This window comes from Kribbella polygonati, assembly GCF_050320105.1.
GTDB lineage: Bacteria > Actinomycetota > Actinomycetes > Propionibacteriales > Kribbellaceae > Kribbella.
Window position 1 is genome coordinate 956,267 of record NZ_CP190129.1, and the last position, 24,759, is coordinate 981,025.

Below are 24,759 nucleotides of genomic sequence, written 5' to 3' on the forward strand. Positions count from 1 at the left end.
GCTGATGGACTCGCGAGAACTCCGGAACGCGTTCGGCCAGTTCGCCACCGGCGTGACGGTGGTGACCTGCACCAGTGCGGACGGCCGTCCGCACGGCGCCACCGTGAACGCCTTCACCGCCGTATCGCTCGAGCCCGCGCTCGCGCAGGTCACGCTGACCCGCACGTCGAAGGCGTGCCAGTACCTCGACGGCAAGCCGTTCGCGATCAACGTGCTCGCCGACGACCAGCTCGACGTCGCCTGGCACTTCGCCGGGCGTCCCGCAGACCGCACCCCCGGCTGGGTCGACGGTCCGCTCGCTCCGCTGCTCCAGGGCGCGGCCACGACGATCTCGTGCCGGCCGTGGCGGACGTACGACGGCGGCGACCACCTGATCGTGATCGGTGAGGTGGCCGCGGTCGAGATCACCGCCCGGGACCCGCTGCTGTTCCACGGCGGCCGGTTCCGCTACCTGGGTCCGGTCGAGACCCACTGGTCCGGCTCGCTCGACTGCCCGGACTTCGGCTGGTTCGACACCACCGCCGTCTTCACGCCACTGCTCGAAAGGAACCTTCGATGACCACTGTGGTCGAACAACAGACCAAGCGCCCGATGACGGGCGCGGAGTACCTGGACTCGATCCGCGACGACCGCGAGATCTGGATCTACGGCGAACGGGTCAAGGACGTCACCGAACACCCGGCGTTCCGCAACCCGGCCCGGATGACGGCCCGGCTGTACGACGCCCTGCACGACCCCGCGACGCACGACGAGATCACCGTACCGACCGACACCGGCAACGGCGGCTACACGCACCCGTTCTTCCGGACGCCGCACAGCTCCGCGGACCTGCAGAAGGACCGGGTCGCGATCGAGCACTGGGCCCGCCAGACCTGGGGCTGGATGGGCCGCAGCCCGGACTACAAGGCCAGCTTCCTCGGCACGCTCGGCGGGAACACCGACTTCTACCAGCCGTACGAGGAGAACGCGAAGCGCTGGTACAAGGAGTCGCAGGAGAAGGTCCTGTACTGGAACCACGCGATCATCAACCCGCCGGTCGACCGCAACCTGCCGCCGGACGAGGCGGGCGACATCTTCATGCGGGTCGAGAAGGAGACCGACGCGGGCGTGATCGTGTCCGGTGCGAAGGTCGTCGCGACCGGGTCCGCGATCACCAACTACAACTTCATCGCGCACTACGGGCTGCCGATCAAGAAGAAGGAGTACGCGCTGATCTGCACGGTCCCGATGGACGCGCCGGGCGTGAAGCTGATCTGCCGGCCGTCGTACACCATGCAGGCCGACGTGATGGGCAGCCCGTTCGACTACCCGTTGTCCAGCCGGATGGACGAGAACGACACCATCTTCGTGTTCGACAAGGTCCTGGTGCCGTGGGAGAACATCTTCCTGTACGGCGACGTGGACAAGATCAACGGGTTCTTCCCGCAGTCCGGGTTCATCCCGCGGTTCACGTTCCACGGCTGCATCCGGCTCTCGGTGAAGCTCGACTTCATCGCCGGACTGTTGCTCAAGGCCCTCGAATGCACGGGCAGCAAGGACTTCCGCGGCGTACAGACCCGGGTCGGTGAAGTGATCGGCTGGCGCAACCTGTTCCGCTGCATGGCCGATGCGATGGCCCTGAACCCCGACCCGGGTCCGAACGGGACGGTGCTGCCGAAGCTCGACTACGGCCTGATCTACCGCCAGTTCATGATCACCGGGTACCCGCGGGTCAAGGAGATCATCCAGCAGGACGTTGCCTCCGGCCTCATCTACCTGAACTCGAACGCGATCGACTTCAAGACGCCCGAGGTACGCCCGTACCTGGACCGCTTCGTCCGCGGCTCCAACGGGTACGACGCCGTCGAGCGGACCAAGCTGATGAAGGCGCTGTGGGACGCGGTCGGCACCGAGTTCGGCGGGCGGCACGAACTGTACGAACGGAACTACTCGGGCAACCACGAGAACGTCAAGGCGGAGATCCTGTTCGCCGCCGAGGCGCAGGGCGAGACCGCGGCGATGAAGGGCTTCGCCGAGACCATGCTCGCCGAGTACGACCTGGACGGCTGGACGGTGCCGGACCTGGTCAACCCGACCGATGTCAGCCGGATCCTCAACCGCTGAAGGAGCGCATGATGACAACTGTGCAGCACTCTCCGACCGCCGCGGGCTCCGGCGCGAACGCGAGCTCCAACTTCAAGTCGAAGCAACGCTCGGCTGCCGACGTCGCACCGGAGCGCGTGAGCGCCGTGGTCACGGCCGTTCTGCAGGGCGTGCACTCCGCCATCCGGTCGCAGCAGGTGACCTATCCGGAGTTCCAGGCCGCGAAGGCGTGGCTGATGGAGGTCGGCGAGGTCGGCGAATGGCCCCTCTTCATGGACGTGTTCGTGGAGCACGTCGTCGAGGAGGTCGCAGCCACGACCCAGCAGGGCACCAAAGGAACGATCGAAGGCCCTTACTACCTTCCCGACCAGGTACGGCTTTCGTCCTCGTGTGAGTTGCCGCATCGCGAGGACGAGCAAGGTACGCCGCTGGTGCTCAGCGGTCAGGTCCGTGATCTCGACGGTACGCCGCTGGCCGGCGCCGAGGTCGACATCTGGCACGCGGACGCGGACGGCTACTACTCGGGCTTCGCGCCGCACCTTCCGGACGGCAACCTGCGTGGCGTGGTGGTGACCGACGACCAGGGCCGGTTCGAGATCCGGACCGTCCAGCCGGCGCCGTACCAGATCCCGACCGACGGTCCGACCGGCAAGTTGATCGAGGCGGCCGGGTGGCACCCGTGGCGGCCCGCGCACCTGCACCTGATGGTGCGGGCCGGTGGGCATCGCACGATCACCACCCAGCTGTACTTCGCCGGCGGCGACTGGCTCGACTCCGACGTCGCGGAGGCGACCAAACCCGAGCTGATCCTCGACCCGGCCGACGACGGGACCGGCGTCCGGCGGGTGGCGTACGACTTCGACCTCGAGCAGGCCTGATGGATCTCACCATCGACCGGCTGGAGACGGTCATCATCGACGTACCCCTCCGGCGGCCGCACCGGTTCGCCCGCGTCACGATGACCGCCCAGCCGGTTCTGCTGGCCTTCGTCCACACCCGCGACGGTGTCGTGGGCGTGGGCGAGGGCGTGGTGCCCGGCGGGCCGTGGTGGGGAGGCGAGTCGGTCGAGTCGATGAAGGTCACCCTCGACACGTACGTCGCCCCGCTGCTGCCGGGCCGCCGGGTGTCGGAGATCGCCGCGATCTGGCAGGACGTCGCCGATCACGTCAACGCCAACCTGTACGCCAAGTGCGCTCTCGAGGTCGCCCTGCACGACGCGTGGGCGCGGTCGCTCGGCGTACCAGTGCACGTCCTGCTGGGCGGCCTGGCGCGGACGTCGGTCGACGTGACCTGGGCGCTCGGCGCGGACCCGGAGGAGGTCGTCGTCGAGGAGGCGCTGACCAAACTCCGGTCGGGGCAGCACAAGACCTTCAAGCTGAAGATGGGCGCGCTCGACCCGGAACAGGACACCCGCCGGATCTGCGCGATCGCCGAGAAGCTGGCCGGGTCGGCCGGCGTCCGCGTGGACCTCAACGCCCGCTGGGACCTGACGACCGCGAAGTCCTACCTGCCGCGGCTCGCGGCGGCCGGGGTCGAACTGGTCGAGCAACCCGTTCCGGGCGAACAGGTCGAGGCGCTGGCCGAGCTCAACCGGGTGCTGCCGATCCCCGTGATGGCGGACGAATCACTCCGTACGCCGGTCGACGCGCTCCGGCTCGTGAGGCTGCGCGCCGCGGACATCTGGTCGATGAAGACCACCAAGGTCGGCGGACTGCGCCGGGCCCGGGACATCGTCGCGATCGCCGCGGCCGCCGGGATCCCGTGCCACGGCGGCACGTCGATCGAGACCGGGATCGGCACCGCCGCCTCGCTCCAGCTGGCCTGCGCGGCACCCGGTGTGACCTGGGGCAGCGAGCTGTTCGGCCCACTCCTGTTCGCCGAGGAGATCCTCCGTACGCCGCTGCGCTACCAGGACGGTGCGCTCCTGCTCCCCGACGGTCCAGGCCTGGGCGTGGACCTCGACCTCGACGCCGTCGCCGCCCTCCGCCGTACCCACCTCACCCGGGAGGACTGATGCTGTTCCACGTCCGCATGGATGTCCACCTGCCGCCCGACCTGCCGACCGAGACCCGCACCGACCTGCTCGCCCGCGAGAAGGCGCGCGCGCTCGAACTGCAGCAACAGGGCGTCTGGCCCGAGCTGTGGCGCATCGTCGGCGAGTACGCGAACTTCAGCATCTTCGACGTCGCCTCGAACGACGATCTCCACACCCTGCTGTCCAGCCTGCCCCTGTTCCCGTACATGACCATCCACGTAACCCCGCTCGCCAACCACCCGTCAAAGCTCCGACCCGACGTCACCTGACAAACATCCGCATCGCGGAGGCCAGGGCCTCGGGTTGTTCGAGAGGGATGATGTGGCCGCAGTCGGGGATTGCTGCGTGTGTGAGGTTGTCGGCCACCTCGAGCAGCTGGGCGTGGAGCGCGTCGCCGACAACGCCGCCGCTGATCGCGAGAGTGGGGACCGTCAGCCGCACCTCCTCCAATGCGTCGCGGATCTGCGCCGCGTTGTTACCGGCTTCCCGGTAGAGCTCGAATCCGGCGCGGAGGGCATCGCGCCCGGTGTAGGCCGCGACGAAGTTGTCGCGGGCGTCGGCGCCGATGTCACGCCGTACGCTCGGACCGGTCAGGAACCAGCCGAGGTACTCCGCCTCGTGCCCAGGCAGGACGCTCTCCGCGAGCCCGGGGACCGAGTGGAAACCGAACCACCACGGGGTCGGGAACGCCTCCGCGCCCGGCAGGAGTCCCTCCATGAGGACCAGTCGCTCGACCCGGTCCGGATACCGCAGTGCTGCCAGGAAGGCGGGCGGTACGGCGGCATCGATCGCGACCAGTGTCGCGTCGGCGAGGCCGAGTGCGTCGAGGAGCTGGATCACGTCGCTCGCGAGGGTCGCCGCGTCGCGGCCGCCGGGTGTGCGGGTGCTCGCGCCGAGGCCGCGGAGGTCCGGCGCGACGACGCGATGATCCTGCGACAGCAGCGGGATCACGCGATGCCACAGATAGGAGGTGTGCGGCCAGCCGTGCAGGAGGACCATCCCCGGACCCTCGCCGGCCGTCAGTACGTTGAGCTCGGCAGCACCGATCTTGACGCGGTGGGAGTCCACTGAATAACCACCCTTCATCAGGTAACCTTTGGTTACCGCAAGCCTGGCCGGGGTCGGCGGCGGCCGCAAGAAGGCACTTTCGCGAAAGGTGGTGAGCCGGCGGTGACCGACCGCAGGGGTGACCTGTTCTCGGCCGAGTGCCCGACACGGCACCTGCTGGACCGGATCGGCGACAAGTGGACGTCGATGACGGTGAAGCTGCTGGCAGAGCGGCACCCGCAGACCGCACGGTTCTCGGAGCTCCGGCGCGCCATGCCGGGAGTGAGTCACAAGATGCTGTCGCAGACCCTGCAGCGGCTCGCGGCCGACGGCCTCGTCACCCGCCGGGTCGAGGACTCGGTGCCGCCGTCGGTGCATTACGGGCTGACGGATCTGGGCCGCTCACTCGACGAGCCGCTGGCGATGCTGCGTGACTGGGCCGAAACCCACATGTCCGAGATCGAGGCGTTCAAGGGGCGCGAAGGCCAGCCAGCAGATCACGGTCGGTAGGAAGGTGATCCCGAGCATCGCGGTGTTCGCCACATGGAAGCTCAGGAAGAACAGTGCCGCGAGCAACAACCATCGGCCGCGCAGCCAGAGGACGATCGGGGACAGTATCTCGCCGGCGAAGCCGACCCATTGCATGACGTGCAGCAGCCAGGGGTAGTTCAGCAGCCGCACGCCGAGCGGGTTGGGACGCCGTACGATCGCCCACGTCAGCACCGAGCTGTCCGGCCAGGTGAACGCCCAGCCCGCGCTGCGGATCTTCGCCAGCGCCGACAGTGCGTACGTCGCGACGACGGCGATCTGGACGCTCCGCACCGCCCAGCCGGCGATCTCGCTCGGCCGCGGGTCGCCGTACCGTGCGGCGCCGACCGTAGGGAGGACCCACAATGCCACGACCAGGGCAAGATGGTCGTGGTCGACCTTGCCGTCGCTCATCCCGATCAGCACCCACCAGGTGAAGGCGGGCGCGACGACCCAGCCGGCGAGGCGGGGGAGCCGGTTCGTCGCGCCGACGAGGCAGGCCACGATCAGGACGCCGTACAGCGCGTCGGTGAGCGGGACGCTCGGCCTGGGAAGGTCGAGGAGCCGGGCCAGGAACAACGGCTGGTACAGCTCCGGCGAGTGGCCCTTCATCCGGGTGTCGTTGACGAAGAGGTGCATGTCGAGGATGACGAACAGATAGAGGATCGTTCGCAACCAGGCGATCCGGGCGAGCGCGACCGGTGGCATGAACCAGCGCATCACCGCACCTGCCAGCGGGCGAGTACCTTCGACGCGGGGTGGCCGGAGACCCGGCCGTGCACCAGCGTGGTGGTGTCGCGGACCAGTTCGAGCCGGACGTACCTGGGCTTGTCCGGATGCTGGCGCGCCCAGTCGTCCGCGACCGACTGCAGCAGGGACGGATCGGCCACGATCGCGCCGGTGCGTGCCTCGATCTCGGCACGCCGGATGCCGGCGCCGTTGGTGTCCAGCGGAACGTCGACCGTCGTACCGGCGTCCGTCAGCGCCACGACCCGGATGGAGTCGATCGAGGCGTTGCCCGGGACCGACATCGCGTACTGCGACATCGGCCCGAACGGCCACAGGTCGTCCGTGCCGCGGACCGTGCCGTGGATCAGCAAGCCGATCCCCGCGACCACGACGGCCAGCCGGACGAGGCGTCCGGTTCTGCCCGCCCGTATTACCTCTACGGTCATTGCCTACCCCCTTGATCGCCCGAATTATCCACCCGCGGGGGTGGTGACGCGGGCACCGGACGGGGCGCGCCTCGGTCAGACGTTGTCGCCGAAGAGTTCGTCGATGCGCCGGGCCCAGTCCGGGTACTTCTGCATCTTGCGGTTGGCGATCTCGTAGACGGCCTTGCCGAGCTCCGGGTCGCCGTCGTCGGTGAAGCGGACGGCGCTCATCTTCTCGAGCTTGTCCAGGATCAGGTCGTCGCCGGCGAGATGCACCGGGTCGTGCATGTACCGCTCCAGCGCGTCCAGGTCCGGGATCGCGGCCAGGTACGAGTGCGTGAACCCGTCCGCCGGGTTGCCGAAGTCCTTGCCGACGGCACCGAACGCGACGGTGCCGAGGGACGCCGTACGGCGCATCACCGCGAGCACCTCCTCCTGCTCCGCGGCGGTCACGCCGTCCTTGAACCGGATCCGCAACAGATTGACGATCATCGATCCTCCTTGTGATTGCACTGACCGGTGCAGTTTATCGTACGGCAGAGTTCGATGGGCTACCCTGATTAGGTGACGGTCAACCGGGGCAGGATCGACAAACGGCAGGCGATCCTGGACGCGGCGTTCACGGTCTTCGCCCGGGACGGGTACCGGCAGGCGAGCGTGGACACGGTCGCGGCCACTGCCGGAGTCGCGAAGCACACGATCTACAACCACTTCGGCGACAAGGAGTCGCTGTTCCGTGCGGCGGTCGCCGCGCTGGCCGACGACGCCCTCGCCCGGAACCTTGCGGCCGTCGACGCGCTCCGCCCGGACCGCGAGCCGGCCGAGGTGCTGACCGAGGTCGGACGGAAGCTCGCGGACTGCTACTGCGACGAGAAGTCCTGGGCGTTGCGCCGGCTGTTGCACGCGGAGTTCGGAAGCATGCCGGAGCTGCAGGACATCGTCCGCGACCGCGCGACCGACAAGGTGAACGACGCCCTCGCCGACCGCCTCGCCCGGCTGGCACTGGCCGGCAAACTCCGGATCGCAGATCCCGCCGTCGCGGCCGAACAGTTCGGCGCGCTCCTCACCGCACCGTTGGAGACCCGCTCCCGCCTCGGCACCCGCAAGCTCACCAGGTCAGAGCTCGACGAGGTCACGGACAACGCCGTACAGACCTTCCTACGCGCCTTCGGACCAGAGCAAGCACGCTCGGTCTGAAACCTCAACGCTTCGATCCGGCGGGTCACGGCTGAAACGGGACCTTCGACCCTGACCGGCCGTGTGTGGGGGCGCGAGTCTGGAACCCACCAAGAGGCATTGTCCCGGGGCGTCGCTGCGGTAGGAGGAGTTATGGACAGCGCGTACGTCGTGCGGTTGAACGGCGAGGTGGATTCCGACGAGGCCAAGGCTGCGCTGGATCCGGCGCAGGTCGGGCTCAAGGTGTCGGGACTGGCGGAAGTGGCGCAGCTGGGGATCCGGGTCCCGAAGGGTTTCCCGGTGACGGCGGCGGCGTACGAGGAGTTTGTCCTCGACGCGCGGCTGGCGCCGACGATCGCGCGGGCGATCCGGAGGTTCCGCGCCGGCCGCGACCTGGGCGTGGCCGCGGCCGGGATCCGGTCGGCGTTCCGCGACGCGTGGCTGCCGCCGGCGGTGGGGGACGCGATCGTTGCGGCGTACGAGGAACTCGGCGGGGACGGTACGGACGTTGCCGTGCGGTGCAGTCCGCGGACGGCTGAGGCGCTGCCGGACGAGGTGTTCCTGCATCTGCGCAGCAGTCGGGACGTGCTTGCGGCCTGCCGTTGCTTCGCCGCGCTCTACAGTACCGTTGCTGTCGGCAACCGCGAGGCCTTGGGAGTGGACCAGCTCCGGGTCGCGATGCCGGTGGTTGTGCAGCGGATGGTGCGCTCCGACGTCGGTGGGTCGGGTACGGCGCGTGGCGAGAGCACCTTCGTCCGCGTGCGCGCATCCTGGGGGATCGGTCCGCACCGGGACGCCGACCTGTACTCGGTCCACCCCGGAGCACGCCCGCTGATCGTCCGGCATCGCGGCGCCAAGCTGACCAAGACGGTGTACGCCGACCCGTGCGGGACGCGGACTGTCCCGACCACGCCGGACGAACGAGCCGGCCTGGTCCTCACCGACGAGGAACTCCAGCAGCTGGCCCGCTGGTCGGTCGCGTCGGACGGCCACTTCCGCCACCCGACGACGCTCGACTGGGCGAAGGACGGCCACACCGGCGAGCTGTACGTCCTGGAGGTCCGCTGAGGCCGACGCGGGGCGAGGCTCAGTGGACTACGGCGATCGGGCAGTGGGTGTGGTGCAGGACGTTCTGGCCGACCGATCCGAGCAGGAGTCCGGTGAATCCGCCGTGGCCGCGGGTGCCGACGACGACCAGGTCCGCGGACTCGGAGTGCCGTACGAGCGCCTGGCCCGCTGATCCCGTCGGTAGGTCGCTGGTCCACGGTACGTCGGGGTGTTCGGCGTCAGCGCCGGCCACCGACTCGGCGACCAGGAGCCGCGCCTCCTCGCGGACCTTGTCCTCGTCGAACTCGAGCATCGACTCGCCGTCTTGGTACGTCAGGTACGGCGTGGTCCACGCGTGGACCGCGACCACCCGGGCGTGCAGTGACTCGGCCTGGTCGAAGGCGAAGTCGATGGCGCGGGCGGAGTACTTGGAGCCGTCGGCACCGACGACCACGGTCGGTCCTTCCTGCGTCCGCGGTTGGAAGTCGTGCGGGATGACCACGACCGGGCAGGTCGCGTGGGCGGTCACCTGGACGGCGACCGAGCCGACCAGCAGGCCGCTCCAGCCGCCGAGTCCGCGGGACCCGAGGACCACGAGCCGGGCGTCCCGGGCCGCGTCGACGAGGGTTTTCGCGGCGGCGCCGCCGATCAGGCCGGTCTCGACACGTACGTCGGGATGCTCCAGGCGGAGCTTCGCGGCGAGCTCGTCGAGCCGGTTCTGGCGGGCCGTCCGGACCGCCTCGAGCGGTACGACGTACCCGGGGGACGGGCGGGTGACGATGACGAGCTCGAACGCCTCGACGATCCGCAGCGGTGCCAGCGCGCGGCCGGCCGCGGCCGCGGCCCAGTCCAGCGCGGACACGCTGCCGGGCGAGCCGTCGTACCCGATCACGATCGGTGCGGGATGTGTCGTCATGGTGGCCTCCGGTCTGCTTGGTCCGGACCTCAGCGTCGTCCGGCGGAGGCGGCGTGGGCAGTGGCGGACGTCCCGGTCCGGCAGGGCCGTTCGGCAGGTAGCTGGGGTGAGAACGGCTCTGACCGATGCCTTCGGGAGGTTCGACGATGAAGGCGTCGGATCGATCGGAAGGACGGCATCATGACCACAACGCCGCATCGGCGGCAGCACCTCCCTGCTCCCTTGATGGAGCCCGATGGTGATCGGCGCCCGATCATCGGTACGTCGGCCGGGCGTGCGCTGGCCGTACTGCGGATCGTCTACGGGCTCACGTTCCTGTGGGCGTTCTTCGACAAGCTGTTCGGTCTCGGGTACTCGACCAAGTCGGGCAAGGCCTGGATCGACGGCGCGGACGTGACGGCCGGGCTCCTGAAGGGTTCGACCGGCCCGCTGTCCGGGTTCTACCACTCGCTGGCCGGCGACTGGTGGGTGAGCCCGCTGTTCATGGTCGCGCTGGCGGGTATCGGGCTGGCGCTGACGCTGGGCATCGGGATGCGGGTCGCTGCCGTCAGCGGCGTACTGCTGTACCTGCTGATGTGGTCCTCGAACCTGCCGCCGACCACGAACCCGGTGCTGGACGACCACATCCTCGGCGCGGTCGCGGTCGTGGTCCTCGCATTGGTTGCTGCTGGCAACGTGTGGGGTCTCGGTAAGTGGTGGAGCGGCCTGGACTTCGTCCGGAAGTACCCGTGGTTGCGATGACCAAGCCGGTGATCCACGTAGGGTTCGACGACTCGTGGCGTGACACCGGTGCGCTGGAGTGGGCCTTGCAGGAGTCGTTGCTCCGGCAGGAGCCCCTCCAGGCGGTGCACGTGATCGACGAGCGGATCCGGACCATTGCAGGTGTTCCGCCGGACCTGGTCGACGACCAGGCGACGGAGCTGGTCAACACCGTGCAGACCTATCTGGACGAGCGGCGGGACAAGGCAGGAGGCCCGGGTCTCGGCGAAGGGCTGGACGGGAGCCCGGACGACGGCGAGGGCGTGCTCGACCACGAGGCCGAGCTGATGGTCGGGCCGCCCGCCCGGACACTCACCGAGGCGGCGGCGGAGAGCCGGATGCTGGTGGTCGGGCGTCGGGGGATGGGGACGTTCCAGCGGCTGCTGATCGGATCGACGTCGGAGGCGGTCGTGTCGCGGACGACGGTTCCGGTGGTGATTGTGCCGGACCGCTGGAAGCCGTCCGACCACGCCGGGGCCGTGGTGGTGGCGCTGGACCAGGGCGACGACGGCGCCCCGGTGCTCGAGTTCGCGATCACCGCCGCGCGGGAGCGGAAGGTCCCGGTCCGGATCGTGCACGTCTTCGACCTGCCGGGCCTGTACGGCTGGGAGGCGGTGAACGTGGACGACGGCCTGCGCGAGAGGGCCGAGCGGCACTTCGAGAACGTGGTCGCCGAATGGCAGCAGAAGTACCCGGACGTGGACTTCGAGGTCGACGTACGGCGGGGGCACCGGGTCGACGGCGTACTGAACGGTGCCGCGAAGGCCGACGCCCAGTTGCTGGTCGTCGGCGCTCACCACCATGCGCGGGTCGCGGCTGCCTTCCTCGGCTCCGTGACGCGCGGTGTGTTGCACCACGCGGCGTGCCCGCTGGCCGTCGTACCTGTCTGAGGGAGAACGATGAGTACCTGGAACCGGACCGGACCTGTCGTGGTCGAGGTCGACGGCAGCGCGGAGAACCTGCGCGTGGTGGACTACGCGTGCGCCGAGGCGCTGCGGGTCGGCGCCAAGCTGGTGCTGATCGCGCCGTACTCCACGCACGACCCCGCTCCCGACCCCGTCCACGACTCTGCGCCGGGTTCGCCGCCGCAGTACGCTCCCGTGCCGCCGGGCGAGTTGGCCGACGCCGCCGTACGGGCCGCGGTCGCGCACGTCCGGTATCGCGACGGGTCCGCGACCGAGCTGGCCGCGGTCACCGAACAGGGGTCCCGGCTGCGGGTACTCGCGCACGCGGCACGGAACGCGCGGATGCTGGTGGTCGGCCGATCCCGCAGCCGCGGGCCGCAACGGTTGCTGCACACGCAGGCGAATCTGCGGCTGGCGGCGCGGGCCGGCTGCCCGGTCGTCGTCGTACCGCTGTCGTGGCGGCCGTCGGTGCTGGACCGGAAGGTTGCTGTCGGCATCGATGGTACGGCGCTGTCGGCCGAGGCGCTGGAGTTCGCGTTCGGGGAGGCCGCGGGACGCGACGGCGACCTGACCGTCGTCCATGCCGGGCTGCCGGCGGAGCGGGCGTGGTCCGAGGAGGATCCGGAGTGTTCGTGGATCAGCCGGGCCGACTACCTGCTGTCGGAGACGCTCGCGCCGTGGACCAGCCGGTTCCCGGACGTGAAGGTGACCCGGTTCCTGAGCAGCCGGCCGCCGGCGGCGGCGCTCGTCCACGAGAGCAGCTCGGTCGGGCTGGTCGTCGTCGGTGCGCACGGCGGCGTGTTGCCCGTCGATCCGGTGGCGCGGCGCTCGCTGGCCGCGATGACCTGCCCGGTCGCCGTCGTACCGCACCGGCTGACCGACGGCGAGCGGCAGGTCGTACCGCGTCGTGACGCGGTGGTTCGCTGAGGGCGCAGGGCCGTGCCGAAGGTCCTGGGTGGGGTGGGACCGAGGTCCCTGGTGGGTGGGGGCGTGGCGGGGGATGCTGGGGTGGTGCCCGGTGGGGATCCGGGGCAGAAGGAGACGGTGATGGGGATCAGGGTGTTCCTGCTCGACGATCATGAGGTGGTGCGGCTGGGGCTGCATCAGTTGCTCGAGGCGGAGCCGGACATCGAGGTGGTCGGCGACGCGGGGACGGCGGCGGAGGCGGTCGCGCGGATTCCCGCCGTTCGGCCGGATGTTGCCGTGCTGGATGTCCGGCTGCCCGACGGGGACGGGGTGAGCGTGTGCCGGGAGGTGCGTTCGAGGATGGCGGAGCCGCCGGCGTGTCTGATGTTGACGTCGTTCTCCGACGACGAGGCGCTGTTCACCGCGATCATGGCCGGTGCGTCCGGGTACCTGCTGAAGCAGATCCATGGCCAGGCTCTGGTGGACGCCGTACGGCGGCTGGCGGCGGGGGAGTCGTTGCTCGACCCGAGCATGACCGCGAAGGTCCTGGAACGCCTCCGTCATCCGGCGGAGGCCGAGGACCCGCGGTACGCGGCGCTGACCGACCAAGAGCGGCGCATCCTCGCCGAGATCGCCGCCGGCAAGACCAACCGCCAGATCGCGCAGTCGTTGTATCTGGCCGAGAAGACGGTCAAGAACTACGTCTCCTCACTCCTGCGCAAACTGAACGTCGAACGCCGCACCGAAGCCGCCGTCTTCGCCCTCGAACACGACCGGAAGCAGCAACGCCGTTAGTGGAGGTCGGCCCTGTTGTCGTCCGGGCTCGGACTCGGCGACATCACAAGGTTGCCTTCCATGAGCTCGGAGCGGCCGCAGTCGTCCTCGCCGAGCGCGGCGTACTCACCAACGGTGAGCAGATGGGCCGGTGGCGACGCCCGGTTGCACCGGGTGATCAGCCGAGGAAGTGACCGGCCGGTGGGCGGTGCCAGGTGCTGCGTTGGGTGGCTTCGATCGCGGCGCTGATGTCGGCCGACCAGCGGCGGATCTTGTCCCAGTCACGGGCATCACCGGCCAGCGACCCAGTGGCGAGGCGGCGGGCCAGGAAGCCGGTGGCGGTGTCCTGCTCGAGGCGGCCGGCGAACGTGACTGCGGGGGTCGCGCCGATCTGGTGTGCTAGGTGGCGTACGGCGGGCGGCATTGCCTGGTCCTGGTCCTTGTCGGGACCGACCGGGCCGCTGTGGAACAGCCAGACCTGGCGTTGGCGCAGTTCGTCGACGTGGTGCCGTAGGAAGTGCACGGCTTCGCGTCGCCACCGCCTGAGGTAGATCGCGCTGCCCAGGACCACGGCGTCGTACGGTGTGATGTCCTGGACGCGGGCGACGTCGAGGACGTCGACGTCGTGCCCGTGCGCGCGCAGTTCGTCGCCGATCGCCTGGGCGATGCCGGCGGTCGCTCCCATCTTGCTGGCGTACGCCACCAGAACCTTCTTCGACATCTCGGCCTCCTTCAATCAGCTCAACAAGCCCCGCCGTCAGGCAGAGCCGAAGGACCCTGTTCGCCGAGTCGTGGATAGGGGTTGTGGTTCGGCGCCGTTGTCCACGACTCGGTGAAGGGGGGCTGCGCCATTCGCCACGACTCGGTGAGGCGAGGCGCGAGGGGTTCGGGAGCAAGATCCTCCCCAACGCGCGCCCTGCGGCAAGCTTCATGGCGTGGGCTCCAGGCGGAGGGCCAGTTGGACCAGGGCGCGGAGGGCGGCGACGGTTTCGGCGATCTCCTGGTGCGAGGTGACCGGGTGGACGGTCCGGAACAGGTCGTTGCGGAGGTCCTCGAGGCGGTCGACAAGGTGTTCGATCTCGGTCGCGACGTACCGGTCCTCGGGTTTCGTGAGCAGCGGCAGGATGCGGCCGCGGTACGCGACGACGGTCTGCTGCGCCTCGGCGAGCCGGCGCTCCTCCAGGAACCAGTCGTCGGCCTCGCCGGTCTCGGCGAGGTCGTCGAGCTGCCCTTCCCAACGGTCGATCTCCTGCTGCAGTTGCGTGCTCATCCCTGGCTCCTTCGCTCACCTCCAGCCTCACCCGGAGCCAAGCCGACCGCACCGGCCAAGAGTCCCCACCCACCAGGCCGTTCGGCCACTACATTCGAACCATATCTCTCGTAGACCGAGCGCTCTCGGCGGAGGCGAGTGGTACTACGTCGTACTGGACAACTAAGTCAGTTGTCGCGACCCTGCCAGGTGGTGATGCAGGCTTCGTTGCCTTCGTGGTCGGTGAGGACCCAGAAGGCGGGGGCGCGGGTGGCGGAGACGAGGCGGCCGCCGGCGGCTAGGGCGGCCTCGAGTCGCCGGGGTGCTTCGTCGTGCGGAACGCTGATGTCGAGGTGGATGCGGTTGCGTTGCGGCCGTTCCCGGTCCATCTGCTGGAACCAGACGGCCGGCCCCTGCCAGAGCGGGTCGATGAGCGGATCCTCCGGCCCCGCGGCGCCCGGCTCGTCGGCATACCCCAGCACGGCCTTCCAGAACGGCCGGATCCCGGCGATGTCCATGGCGTCGATCGCGATCTCCAGCAGCTGAACCGACCGTACGGCGCCCGTTCCAGGCTCGGGCGTGAACCCGGCCTTCTCGACGGTGCCGGAGATCGTGCGCGCGAGCTCGGCATCGCGGGTCGTGACCGCCGCGTGCTCTGTCGACTGCAGCGTGAGGACAGCCCGATCAGCCCGTACGTCGACCCGCAGATGGCGATCCGCGTCGTCCCCGCACGCCGCGGCCGCGTCCGCCGCCACGCCGATCGCCTGCGCCAGCGTCGGCACCGGAACCGAGGTCTGGAAGGCGCCCAGCACATACCGCCACCCGTACTCCTGAACCGCCTCCGACGCTTCCGGCCGACCGAGTCTCCGCTCCATACCCGCATCCTGCCAGTCGCCTCGGACAGGACTAGGGTTGGCCCGATCGTGCCGGTCGTCGAGGCTGCAGTGGAGGAATTGTGAGACGTTTCGCCGGTTGCCTGCTGGTCGTCAGCGCGTTGACCCTCGGTCTGGTGGCCGCGCCTGGTCCGGCGGCGGATGCCTCGCCCGGGCGATCACCGTTCTCGCCCGGCGCGCCCGGTGCCGGGGATCCGTACTTCCCGGACATGGGCAACGGCGGGTACGACGTCGGCCACTACGACATCAAGCTGGCGTACGACCCTGGTACCAAGGCGATCAGCGCGACCACGACGATCGTTGCCCGCGCCACGCAGAACCTGTCCCGGTTCGACCTGGACTTCCAGGGGCCGTTGAAGATCAGCAAGCTCTCGGTGAACGGGCGCGCCGCGGCGTACACCCGGACCGGTGCGCAGGAGTTGGTGATCACGCCTCCGCACGGCCTCTGGCGGGGTACGACGTTCGTGGTGTCGGTGACCTACGCGGGCGTTCCGCGCAAGATTGACGACCCGGCCCTGGGCATCTCCGGCTGGGTCGCCACGAAGGACGGGGCGGTCGCGCTCAACCAGCCGATCGGCGCGGCGACGTACTACCCGGTGAACGACACGACCGACGACAAAGCGACGTACACCCAGACCGTCACCGTGCCGACCGGCCTCACCGTGCTGGCCAACGGCGAACCCGGGCCGACCACCACGCACAGCGGCCGGACGACCTTCCGCTGGCAGATGAACCAGCCGATGGCCAGCGAGCTGGCGATGCTGGCGATCGGGAAGTACGACGTCACCCGCGGGAGGACCGCGGACGGCCGGCCGAACATCACCGCGATCGGCCGGTCGATCGACACCAAGGCCGGGCAGGGCAAGGTGTTCAACCAGACCACGGCGCAGATCGTGCAGTGGGAGTCGTCGCTGTACGGGCGGTACCCGTTCAGCTCGACCGGCGGCATCCTCGCCGACCTCGGCGTCGGCTACGCGCTGGAGACGCAGGGCCGGCCGGTGTACGACCAGAGCAGCAGCAAGGTCAGCGGCGACCTGCTCGCCCACGAACTCGGCCACCAGTGGTTCGGTGACAGCCTCTCGCCGGTGCACTGGTCGGACATCTGGCTGAACGAAGGCTTCGCCACCTACTCGGAGTGGCTGTACCAGGAGAAGTTCAACGGCGTACCTGTGCAGCAGAGCTTCGCGGAGACGTACGCCGGCGAGAAGGACTGGTCCGGCAAGGTGGCCGACCCCGGCCGGGACCACATCTTCGACGACCTGGTCTACAACCGCGGCGCGATGACGTTGCAGGCGCTCCGCCTGAAGATCGGCGACCGTGCGTTCTTCCAGGTGCTGAAGGAGTGGCCGGCGACGTACCGGCACGGCAATGTGTCGACGCAGACCTTCATCCGGTTCGTCGAGCGGGTGACCCACCGCGATCTCGGCGCGTTCTTCCAGACCTGGCTTTACCAGCCGGGCAAGCCGGCCCTCTGACGATCTCCGGCGTGTTGCTGCCTGAGTCGTCGGTTCCGGGGGCCGACCTGCCGGTCCGGGCGGTGCTGCCTGCCACGGTCGACGCGGTGCGTTCGGGCGGTACGGCGGTGCTGGTCGCGCCTCCGGGATCCGGAAAGACCTCGCTGCTGCCGCTTGCTCTGGGCGACGCGCTCGACGGGACGATCGTTGTGGCCGAGCCGCGACGGCTGGCGACCCGGGCGGCCGCGGCTCGGTTGGCGGCGTTGACCGGTGAACCGCTCGGGCAACGGGTCGGCTATGCGATGCGCGGCGAACGGGTCGGCGGGCGCGGCCTGCGCGTCGAGGTGGTGACGACTGGGCTTCTGGTACGGCGTCTGCAGCAGGACCCTGAGTTGCCGGGGGTCTCGGCGGTTGTGATCGACGAGTGTCATGAGCGGCATCTCGATGCGGATCTGTTGCTGGCGTTCTGCGTCGACATACGGGCGAACCTCCGGGACGACCTGGCGATCGTTGCGACCTCGGCGACGCCGGACACGGTTCGGCTGAGTCGTCTGCTGGGCGGTCCAGCGCCGGTGATCACCGCGTCTGCCGCGTTGTACGACGTGGCCGTCGAGTGGGTGCCGCCGCCGGTCGCCGTACCGCTGCTTCCCGGTGGGCGGGTCGATCCGCGGCTGCTGGATCATGTCGCGGGCGTCGTACGGCGGGCGTTGGTCGAGAACGACGGCGACATCCTGGTGTTCGTGCCGGGGGAGGCCGAGATCAACGGGGTGACTCGGCGGTTGGCGGGTGCGAACGTACTGCCGTTGTTCGGGCGTCAGTCGCGGGCCGAACAGGAGCGGGCGTTGACGGCGACCGCTGCTCGCCGGATCGTGGTCACGACGTCGGTGGCGGAGAGTTCGCTGACTGTGCCTGGGGTCCGGGTGGTGGTGGACTCGGGGCTGGCGCGGGAGCCGCGGACCGATCAGTCTCGTGGGCTTGGTGCGTTGGTCACGTGCCGGGTGTCGAAGTCGTCGGCCGACCAGCGTGCGGGGCGTGCCGGGCGGGAGGCGCCCGGCCGGGTGTACCGGTGCTGGTCGGCCGCCGACCACACGCATCTCGACGATCATCCGGCGCCGGAGATCGCGATCGCCGATCTGGCCGCGTTCGCTCTCGACCTGGCGGCGTGGGGTGCACCGGCCGGTGAGGGCCTGACGTTGCTGGAGGAGCCGCCGGTCGTGGCGATGACCGCGGCCACCGAGTTGCTGCACCGCCTCGAGGCCGTCGACGACACCGGCCGGATCACCGAACGAGGACGGCAGATGGCGGCGATCGGAGCGCATCCCCGGTTGGCCCGCGCCCTGCTCGACGGCACACCCCGAGTCGGCGCCACCCGAGCCCGCGAGATCGTCGCCATGCTCTCGGACACCTCCACCGGCGACACCACCGACGACCTACCAGCCCGCCTGCGAGCCCTACGCCGCGGCGACAACCACACAGCCACCACCCGCTGGCAAGAAGAACTGAACCGCCTCACCCGAACCACGCCCCCAGGCGCGGCCGCACCAGCAGTTGGCATGGGGGATGAGGTTGCGGTGGGGGTGGTGGTGGGGTTGGCGTATCCGGAGCGGGTGGGGCGGGGGCGGGGTGCCGGGGCGGTGGCTTATCAGATGGCTGGGGGGACGGGGGCTGTGCTGGACGAGGGGTCGGGGTTGCGGGGGATGAGGTGGTTGGCGATCGCGGTTGCGGATCGGGCGCCGGGGCGGGCCGATGCGCGGATTCGGGCCGCTGCGCCGATCGATGAGCGGACGGCGCGGGACGTCGCGGGTGAGCTTGTCTCGACCACGGACCAGATCCGTTGGGACGACGGCCGGATCGTGACGCGGCGGGTCGAATCACTGGGCGCCATCGTGCTCAACGACATACCGCTGGCAAATCCGGACCCGGTCCTCGTCCAAGCAGCCGTCCGCGACGGCATCCAGCGCAGCGGTCTCTCCGTACTGCGTTGGACAGACGCCGCCCGCGCCCTGCGGGAACGCCTCGCGTTCTGCCACGCCCACGTCGGACCCCCGTGGCCCGCGGTCGACGACGAAGCCCTGCTGGCCGGTCTCGACGACTGGCTGGGCAGCGAGCTCACCTCCGTGCGAGCCTCGCGCGATCTGGCCCGCATCGACGTGACCTCGGCGCTCCGCCGGCTCCTGCCCTGGCCCGCGGCAACCCGCTTCGGCGAACTCGCACCAGAGCGCCTCCACGTCCCCTCAGGCTCCGACGTGCGACTGACGTACGACGGCGCCGAGCCGCCGGTCCTCGCCGTCAAACTGCAGGAAGTCTTCGGCTGGACCGCCACCCCGACCGTCGCGGACGGCCGCGTGCCAGTCGTCCTGCACCTGCTCTCTCCGGCACGGCGCCCGGTGGCGATCACCAGCGACCTCGCCTCGTTCTGGCAGCAGGGCTACCCCCAAGTCCGAGCCGAACTGCGAGCCCGCTACCCCCGCCACCCGTGGCCGGAAGACCCACTCACCGCCGTACCGACCAAGCGCCCGAAACCGCGCCAATAGCAGCGTCACTCTCCACGCCGAGGCGGCCGCCCGTGAACGGGCTGATACCCGTCGAAGCGATACTGCAGAACCCCTTCTCCACCGGTCAGGTCCGGCAGTTGGTGCTGGAGCTCATGCAGTCGCGCCGCAACGAGCCGCGCCTCGATCCGTGCCAGCACCCCGGTTTGCCACTGACCGACAGGCTCTGCGCCCATCCGGCCAAGAACGGATTGCAGCGCGGCCGCATGGTCCTCAGGCACCTCCAGCGAGACCCGCAGCACCGGCTCACACACCTGAGTCCCGGCACGGCGAAGCGCCTGCCCGCACACGACCGGCGCGACCTTCCGATAGTCCAGCGCCGTACTGCGAGGTCCGCGCTTCGACGGCGGTCCGTCCGCCACGCTGTACGCGACCTCGTTCAGCGTGACGACACAATCGGTCACGGACCAGCCGTACAGCCCGGCCGCCAGCGCTCCGCGAATGTGCTGCTCGACCGTCGCCGCGAACCGGGCAACGTCGCCGTACAGATACAGCGGTACGTCGCGAGCCGGCACCGCCACGACGAACCGGATCCCCGTACCGGGGTCGGCCGGCTCGATCCGCAAGCCGATGGTCGCCTGGTACGGGTTGCTCGGGGTGTTGAGCCGCTCGACCGCGGTGCCGATGCCGCTCGGCCGTTCGATGTGCAGTACGGACGCATCGGCGAACCGGGCCTGTACGCCGTACTCGTCGGCCAGCGTCGCCTCGAGGACCTCCTGCTGCACCCGGCCGTACAGCGAGACGGTCGGCCGCCCGGACGCGTCGACGTGGACGTTGATGAGCGGGTCCTGATCGGCCAGCTGCGCCAGCGCGGACCGCAACGCAGGCCCGTCCTCGGGGCGCGTCGTCTGTACCGCGGCCTCCAGTGTCGGCGGCGGGAACTGCGGTTCGGCCGGGTCGTGGACGTCGCCGGCCGTATCGCCGACCCGGACCGCCGGCATCCCGTGGATTCTGCCGATGGTGCCGGGACCGAGGCGGTCGACGAGTTCCCACCCGTGGTCGCCGTACGTCTCCAGCGCGCTGGGCTTGCCGCTCCGCCCGCCGGGCAACTCGAGCAACTGGCGCGGTCGCACTGTGCCGCGGAGCATGCGGAGGTAGGCGACCTTCTCACCGCCCGATCCGCGCTCCACCTTGAACACACGCGCGGAAACCGCATCATCGGCCTGGCCGGACGCGGTCGGCAGGAGCGTCGACAGCGACGCCATCAGGTCACCGACGCCGGCGCCCGTTGCCGCAGACCCCGCAAAGACCGGATGCAGCAACCCCGCCGTCGTCTGGGCCGCGATGGCGGTTCGTAGCCTGCGGTCCGAGACGACGGCGCCGTCGACGTACCCGCGCAGCAGCCGGTCGTCGTGCTCGGCAAGCGTTGTCGTTGCCCGCTCCGCGAACGCCGGGTCGTCGTACCTGGAAACACAGAACTCCGCGGCGCGCGATCCGGGCCGACGAACCTGGCCCATCACCAGGACGTCAGGGCTCAGCCGGGTACGGACGGCGGCGACCACCCGGTCGAGGTCGGCGCCGACCCTGTCGATCTTGTTGACGAACAACAGCGTCGGCACCCGCAGACGCTGCAACGCGCGCATCAGGATCCGGGTCTGCGGCTGCACACCCTCGACCGCCGACAGCACGAGGATCGCGCCGTCGAGGACGCCCAGAACGCGCTCGACCTCGGCGATGAAGTCCGGGTGGCCGGGGGTGTCGACGACGTTGATCCGCCGGTCGCCGAGCGTGAACGACACGACCGCCGACTTGATCGTGATACCCCGGCGCCGTTCGAGCGCGAGGGTGTCCGTCCGGGTGGTACCGGAATCGACCGAGCCGGGCTCGTCGATCGCCCCACCGAGGTGCAGCAGCCGCTCGGTGAGAGTGGTCTTACCGGCGTCGACGTGGGCGAGGATGCCCAGATTCAGGAAGCGAGCAGGAGCTGGTGACACGCGAAGTCCTCAAGACAGGAGAAGCCGAATGAGTGAGGCGAAGGTTCGCGTGTGCTGCTCGCATCGAAGACTCCTGTATCGCGTGCCCAACAGAGCTACCAGCGCCAGCCTAGGACCGCGCACGAGGCCGGTGCCAGCGCTTTTCAAGTAGCCTGCCGGTTATGACTACGGGCAACGCCGTGCAGGACGAGCTGGAGCGGCTGCGGGACAGTATCGACAACATCGACGCGGCCGTCGTTCACATGCTCGCCGAGCGGTTCAAGTGCACCCAGCAGGTCGGACGGCTGAAGGCCGAGCACGACCTGCCGCCGGCCGACCCCGATCGGGAGGCCGACCAGATCGCGCGACTGCGGCGGCTGGCGGAGAGCGCGAAGCTGGACCCGGCGTTCGCGGAGAAGCTGCTCGGCTTCATCATCAGCGAGGTGATCCGCCACCACGAGCAGATCGCGGCCGACGCCGAGGTCGCCCGCAACTGACGGCTCAGCCCGGCTTGTTGCCGTACCAACAGGTCAGTAGTGCACCCAGCCGCCGTCGACACACAGCACCTGGCCGGTGATGAAGGCGGCGTCGTCGGACGCGAGGAAGAGAAAGGCCCCGGTGAGGTCATCGGCGGTTCCGCGACGCTGCAGGCACTGCCGGGGCAGGATCTGCGCGGCGACCGCGTCGGCGTCCGGATCGACCTCGGCCTCGTGCTCGGTCCGGATCGCGCCCGGCATGACGGCGTTCACGCGTACGCCGTCCGGGCCCCACTCGCGGGCCAGGGCCCGGGTGATACCGACAATGGCGGCTTTGGACGCGGTGTAGTGCACCGCACCCGGCTGACCGGTCTCGATCATCACCGAGGTCACGGTGATCAGGCTCCCATGGCGGGAGGCAACCAGATCGGGGTACGCGGCCCGGGCGAGCAACCAGGTGCCGCGCGTGTTGACCTGCTGTACGGCGTCGAATTCCGGCACCGGGATCTCCACGGCCGGACCTCGCCCGGTCGCCGCCGCGTTGGCAACAACGGTGTCCAACGGCCCGACCGCGGCCCGGGCGGTCTCGACCAACTCTCCGGGACCGTCCACCGACGCCAGATCGCCGGGCACGGCGATCGCCTCGTAACCGCTCGCCCTGAGCTCGGCCGCTCGGGCTTCGGTCAATGCCGTCATACCGGCATTCGGTTGATGGCCGAGAACCACCCGGGCCCCTTCGGCCGCGAACCGTGCGGCCACCGCGAAACCGATGCCACGCGAAGCCCCGGTCACCAAGACTGCCCGACCTGCCAAGCGATCACGCCCCGCGGTCTCCGGCGCCACCGCGCTCACCGGGTTGCTCCGGCCGAGGTCGTGGGTGCGTTGTCGTTGCCGAGATGCCGGCCGATCCGCGTGCCGAGTTCGTCGGTGCCGCAGACTTCCAGTGGAGCCTTCGCGGTGGTGTAGCGATGCAGGTCTTTGAGGCCGTGGCCGGTTAGGACGACAGCTACCTGGTCGTCGGGGCCGATACGACCGGCAGCCGCGTCAGCCGCCATCGCGGCGAGCGGGACAGCGGCTGCTGGTTCCACGAACAAACCCTCCTCACGGGCCAACAGGTCCTGTGCGTGCCACGTCTCCTCGTCGGTGACCACCGTGCCCCAGCCGCCCGATTTCCGGACCGCGGCAGTTGCCGCGTCCCCATCCGGCGGCTCCGCGAGTTGCAGTCCGGAGATCGCGGTGGTGCACTCCGCGACCACCGGCCGGTCGAGCCTCCCGTCCGCTGCGAGCGCGATCGGCGCACAGCCCGCCGGCTGCGACGCGACCACCGCCGGCCCCGATCCAGTGCCGTGGTGGCTCGCTTGCCTGGCGGTGGTGAGGCCTCGCGCGGTTGCGACGAGTAGACCTCCACCGCCGCACGGGACGTACACCTGCGTCACCGCCGGCTGTGCCCGCAGGATCTCCGTGCCGATGGCGTCAGCTCCCTGCATCCCGACGGGGTTGTGCCGATGCGTGGTGATCGTCAGCAGCAGTCGCGTCGCGGCGGCGATCCGCTCGAGTTCGTCCATCACGGCAGGGCCCATCCCGGGCACCTCGAGCATCAGGACGTCGTACGGCCGGATCGAGGCGAGCTTCTCGGCGGGTGCTCCGGACTGCACGCACAGTACGCCGGTCAGCCCGGCACGCCGCCCGTACGCCGCCATCGCCGCGCCGCCGTTGCCCGAGGAGGTCGCAATCCAGCCGCGCAGTCCGCGGTCGACCGCGGACTTCATCGAGGCCGCGGCGATCCGGTCCTTGTACGAGCCGGTCGGATTGAGGTGCTCGCACTTCGCCCACAGGCCGCCGAGACCCCAGCGGCGGGCCAGCCGGTCGAGAGGCACGAGCGGAGTGTCACCCTCGCCGAGAACGCTGTCAAGGTTCACGATTCTTCTCCGCTCTCGACATCGGCGAGGATCAGCACGGTGTCACCTCGGCGGACCCACGGACTCCTGACGAGAAGCATGACGGCCGAACGGCGAACCGCGCGGAACTCGTGCAGGATCTCTGCCTGGTCGTCCATGAGCTGGGCGACGAGATCCCCCGGCTCGACCACGTCACCGGCCGACCGGGCGACCACCAGATAGCCGTCCATCGGTGCTAGTTCGCCGCCGTCGGTGTCACCGTCTCCGGACACGATCAGACTGGGACCGCCTGGCAGGGGCGGTACGGCGAGCATGTCGAGGTCCGCGAGGACGCGCCAGACTCCGGCCCGGTAGAGCTCGAGGTCCGCGGCCTGGATCTGCCGGCCGCCGCGGCCTTCGACGTACAAGGAAGGGACGCCGAGGTTCGTCGCGGCACTCAGGGAGCGGCCTGGGTGGATGACCGGGTGCTGCCAGGTGATCGGTGCCGCGAACGCCTTCGCCGCTCGCGCGGCCCGCGCGGCGAGTGGGCCGGTCGAGGCATGCCCGCACAGCACGGGCATCTCGAAGCCGCTGCCGGCCGAGTGCAGGTCGATCAGCAGGTCGGCGCCGGCGATCAGCTCGCGGGTGAGGTGGTCGGCGATCCGCTCCGCCGTCGAGCCGTCGGCCGCGCCCGGGAAGACCCGTGCCAGGTTGGCGCCGTCGTTCGGATCGGACCGCGTACCGGCTGTCCAGGCCGCCGGGTTGGCGGGCGCGGCCCAGCGCAGCTCGCCACGGATGCCGGACCTGGCGAAGTCGGCGGCCAGCCGGCGGGTCGCCAGCACGCCTTCGTACTCGTCGCCGTGTACGCCGCCGAGCAGCGCGACGACCGGCCCGGCCGGGCCGGCCGCGATCCGCCGTACCTCCGGCAACGTCGCCCGATCCGGTGGTGCCGGCCGGGTGGGCGGAGCTGACCGGACTGGCTGCGTCGGGGGCATCGGAATCGGATCCCTTCGGTC

27 protein-coding genes are annotated in these 24,759 nt (G+C 70.0%); 15 read left to right on the forward strand and 12 right to left on the reverse strand.

Going from position 1 to position 24,759, the window contains the following annotated elements; all coding sequences use genetic code 11:
• Positions 1–4: 4 nt before the first annotated feature.
• Genes ACQHIV_RS04565 through catC form a run of 5 tightly spaced genes read left to right on the forward strand, consistent with a single transcriptional unit; the run spans position 5 to position 4,386 of the window.
• On the forward strand, positions 5–559 hold the full coding sequence (locus ACQHIV_RS04565; RefSeq protein WP_427891965.1) for a flavin reductase family protein: 555 nt from the start codon (positions 5–7) through the stop codon (positions 557–559).
• A complete protein-coding gene (locus ACQHIV_RS04570; RefSeq protein ID WP_380199844.1) occupies positions 556–2,103 on the forward strand; it encodes a 4-hydroxyphenylacetate 3-hydroxylase family protein in 1,548 nt (515 codons plus the stop codon). The genes ACQHIV_RS04565 and ACQHIV_RS04570 overlap by 4 nt, the downstream gene beginning before the upstream one ends.
• An 11-nt stretch (positions 2,104–2,114) precedes the next feature.
• Positions 2,115–2,960, forward strand: coding sequence for a catechol 1,2-dioxygenase (catA, locus tag ACQHIV_RS04575; RefSeq protein ID WP_427891967.1), 846 nt, complete (start codon positions 2,115–2,117; stop codon positions 2,958–2,960).
• On the forward strand, positions 2,960–4,096 hold the full coding sequence (locus tag ACQHIV_RS04580; protein ID WP_427891969.1) for a muconate/chloromuconate family cycloisomerase: 1,137 nt from the start codon (positions 2,960–2,962) through the stop codon (positions 4,094–4,096). The genes catA and ACQHIV_RS04580 overlap by 1 nt, the downstream gene beginning before the upstream one ends.
• A complete protein-coding gene (catC, locus tag ACQHIV_RS04585; protein ID WP_427891971.1) occupies positions 4,096–4,386 on the forward strand; it encodes a muconolactone Delta-isomerase in 291 nt (96 codons plus the stop codon). Before ACQHIV_RS04580 ends, catC begins: the two co-directional genes overlap by 1 nt.
• On the opposite strand, the gene ACQHIV_RS04590 is transcribed toward catC, so the two are convergent.
• Positions 4,379–5,203 (reverse strand): alpha/beta fold hydrolase, encoded by an 825-nt coding sequence (locus ACQHIV_RS04590; protein WP_427891973.1) that lies wholly within the window; start codon positions 5,201–5,203, stop codon positions 4,379–4,381. The genes catC and ACQHIV_RS04590 overlap by 8 nt on opposite strands.
• Positions 5,204–5,287: 84 nt before the next feature.
• On the opposite strand from ACQHIV_RS04590, the gene ACQHIV_RS04595 reads away from it, so the two are divergent.
• The gene (locus ACQHIV_RS04595) at positions 5,288–5,674 is read left to right on the forward strand and encodes a winged helix-turn-helix transcriptional regulator (protein ID WP_427891975.1); all 387 of its coding nucleotides are present in this window, start codon (positions 5,288–5,290) and stop codon (positions 5,672–5,674) included.
• Here ACQHIV_RS04595 and ACQHIV_RS04600 read toward each other — a convergent pair.
• The 3 genes from ACQHIV_RS04600 to ACQHIV_RS04610 form a co-directional block, all read right to left on the reverse strand.
• The gene (locus tag ACQHIV_RS04600) at positions 5,567–6,412 is read right to left on the reverse strand and encodes a hypothetical protein (protein ID WP_427891977.1); all 846 of its coding nucleotides are present in this window, start codon (positions 6,410–6,412) and stop codon (positions 5,567–5,569) included. The genes ACQHIV_RS04595 and ACQHIV_RS04600 overlap by 108 nt on opposite strands.
• Positions 6,412–6,867: a hypothetical protein gene (locus ACQHIV_RS04605; protein WP_427891979.1), complete on the reverse strand. Its 456-nt coding sequence runs from the start codon at positions 6,865–6,867 to the stop codon at positions 6,412–6,414. Before ACQHIV_RS04605 ends, ACQHIV_RS04600 begins: the two co-directional genes overlap by 1 nt.
• Positions 6,868–6,942: 75 nt before the next feature.
• Positions 6,943–7,338 carry a Dabb family protein gene (locus ACQHIV_RS04610; RefSeq protein ID WP_427891981.1) on the reverse strand — a complete coding sequence of 132 codons (396 nt, stop codon included), beginning with the start codon at positions 7,336–7,338 and terminating at the stop codon, positions 6,943–6,945.
• A gap of 72 nt (positions 7,339–7,410) precedes the next feature.
• Here ACQHIV_RS04610 and ACQHIV_RS04615 point away from each other — a divergent pair, with 72 nt between their 5' ends.
• Complete coding sequence (locus ACQHIV_RS04615; RefSeq protein WP_427891982.1) at positions 7,411–8,043, forward strand: TetR/AcrR family transcriptional regulator; 633 nt, start codon at positions 7,411–7,413, stop codon at positions 8,041–8,043.
• A gap of 132 nt (positions 8,044–8,175) precedes the next feature.
• Positions 8,176–9,090, forward strand: a complete 915-nt coding sequence (locus tag ACQHIV_RS04620; RefSeq protein ID WP_427891984.1) for a PEP/pyruvate-binding domain-containing protein — start codon at positions 8,176–8,178, stop codon at positions 9,088–9,090.
• Positions 9,091–9,109: 19 nt separating this feature from the next.
• On the opposite strand, the gene ACQHIV_RS04625 is transcribed toward ACQHIV_RS04620, so the two are convergent.
• Positions 9,110–9,985, reverse strand: a complete 876-nt coding sequence (locus tag ACQHIV_RS04625; protein WP_427891985.1) for a universal stress protein — start codon at positions 9,983–9,985, stop codon at positions 9,110–9,112.
• A 180-nt stretch (positions 9,986–10,165) separates the two neighbouring features.
• Here ACQHIV_RS04625 and ACQHIV_RS04630 point away from each other — a divergent pair, with 180 nt between their 5' ends.
• From ACQHIV_RS04630 to ACQHIV_RS04645, 4 genes are all read left to right on the forward strand, one after another.
• Complete coding sequence (locus ACQHIV_RS04630; RefSeq protein WP_427891987.1) at positions 10,166–10,726, forward strand: hypothetical protein; 561 nt, start codon at positions 10,166–10,168, stop codon at positions 10,724–10,726.
• Positions 10,723–11,634 (forward strand): universal stress protein, encoded by a 912-nt coding sequence (locus ACQHIV_RS04635; RefSeq protein WP_427891988.1) that lies wholly within the window; start codon positions 10,723–10,725, stop codon positions 11,632–11,634. The genes ACQHIV_RS04630 and ACQHIV_RS04635 overlap by 4 nt, the downstream gene beginning before the upstream one ends.
• A gap of 9 nt (positions 11,635–11,643) precedes the next feature.
• Positions 11,644–12,576: a universal stress protein gene (locus ACQHIV_RS04640; RefSeq protein WP_427891990.1), complete on the forward strand. Its 933-nt coding sequence runs from the start codon at positions 11,644–11,646 to the stop codon at positions 12,574–12,576.
• Between the two features lie 120 nt (positions 12,577–12,696).
• Positions 12,697–13,350: a response regulator gene (locus tag ACQHIV_RS04645; RefSeq protein WP_427891992.1), complete on the forward strand. Its 654-nt coding sequence runs from the start codon at positions 12,697–12,699 to the stop codon at positions 13,348–13,350.
• 157 nt (positions 13,351–13,507) lie between these two features.
• Here the strand turns inward: ACQHIV_RS04645 and ACQHIV_RS04650 are convergent, their stop codons facing one another.
• The 3 genes from ACQHIV_RS04650 to ACQHIV_RS04660 all read right to left on the reverse strand — a co-directional run bounded on the left by ACQHIV_RS04650 (position 13,508) and on the right by ACQHIV_RS04660 (position 15,453).
• Complete coding sequence (locus ACQHIV_RS04650) at positions 13,508–14,050, reverse strand: flavodoxin domain-containing protein (protein ID WP_427891994.1); 543 nt, start codon at positions 14,048–14,050, stop codon at positions 13,508–13,510.
• A 207-nt stretch (positions 14,051–14,257) separates the two neighbouring features.
• Entirely contained in the window at positions 14,258–14,599 is a 342-nt protein-coding gene (locus tag ACQHIV_RS04655; protein WP_427891996.1) for a hypothetical protein, read from the reverse strand.
• A gap of 167 nt (positions 14,600–14,766) precedes the next feature.
• Complete coding sequence (locus ACQHIV_RS04660) at positions 14,767–15,453, reverse strand: VOC family protein (RefSeq protein ID WP_427891998.1); 687 nt, start codon at positions 15,451–15,453, stop codon at positions 14,767–14,769.
• Between the two features lie 80 nt (positions 15,454–15,533).
• On the opposite strand from ACQHIV_RS04660, the gene ACQHIV_RS04665 reads away from it, so the two are divergent.
• Both ACQHIV_RS04665 and hrpB read left to right on the forward strand, forming a co-directional pair.
• Positions 15,534–16,946 (forward strand): M1 family metallopeptidase, encoded by a 1,413-nt coding sequence (locus ACQHIV_RS04665; protein ID WP_427892000.1) that lies wholly within the window; start codon positions 15,534–15,536, stop codon positions 16,944–16,946.
• A gap of 11 nt (positions 16,947–16,957) precedes the next feature.
• Positions 16,958–19,459, forward strand: a complete 2,502-nt coding sequence (gene hrpB / locus ACQHIV_RS04670) for an ATP-dependent helicase HrpB (RefSeq protein ID WP_427892002.1) — start codon at positions 16,958–16,960, stop codon at positions 19,457–19,459.
• A 5-nt stretch (positions 19,460–19,464) separates the two neighbouring features.
• On the opposite strand, the gene ACQHIV_RS04675 is transcribed toward hrpB, so the two are convergent.
• A complete protein-coding gene (locus ACQHIV_RS04675; protein ID WP_427892004.1) occupies positions 19,465–21,411 on the reverse strand; it encodes a GTP-binding protein in 1,947 nt (648 codons plus the stop codon).
• Positions 21,412–21,572: 161 nt separating this feature from the next.
• Here ACQHIV_RS04675 and ACQHIV_RS04680 point away from each other — a divergent pair, with 161 nt between their 5' ends.
• The gene (locus tag ACQHIV_RS04680) at positions 21,573–21,887 is read left to right on the forward strand and encodes a chorismate mutase (protein ID WP_427892006.1); all 315 of its coding nucleotides are present in this window, start codon (positions 21,573–21,575) and stop codon (positions 21,885–21,887) included.
• Positions 21,888–21,920: 33 nt separating this feature from the next.
• Here the strand turns inward: ACQHIV_RS04680 and ACQHIV_RS04685 are convergent, their stop codons facing one another.
• Genes ACQHIV_RS04685 through ACQHIV_RS04695 form a run of 3 tightly spaced genes read right to left on the reverse strand, consistent with a single transcriptional unit; the run spans position 21,921 to position 24,738 of the window.
• A complete protein-coding gene (locus ACQHIV_RS04685; protein WP_427892008.1) occupies positions 21,921–22,718 on the reverse strand; it encodes an SDR family NAD(P)-dependent oxidoreductase in 798 nt (265 codons plus the stop codon).
• Complete coding sequence (locus ACQHIV_RS04690) at positions 22,715–23,785, reverse strand: pyridoxal-phosphate dependent enzyme (protein ID WP_427892010.1); 1,071 nt, start codon at positions 23,783–23,785, stop codon at positions 22,715–22,717. Before ACQHIV_RS04690 ends, ACQHIV_RS04685 begins: the two co-directional genes overlap by 4 nt.
• Positions 23,782–24,738 (reverse strand): succinylglutamate desuccinylase/aspartoacylase family protein, encoded by a 957-nt coding sequence (locus ACQHIV_RS04695; protein WP_427892011.1) that lies wholly within the window; start codon positions 24,736–24,738, stop codon positions 23,782–23,784. Before ACQHIV_RS04695 ends, ACQHIV_RS04690 begins: the two co-directional genes overlap by 4 nt.
• Between the last annotated feature and the right edge of the window lie 21 nt (positions 24,739–24,759).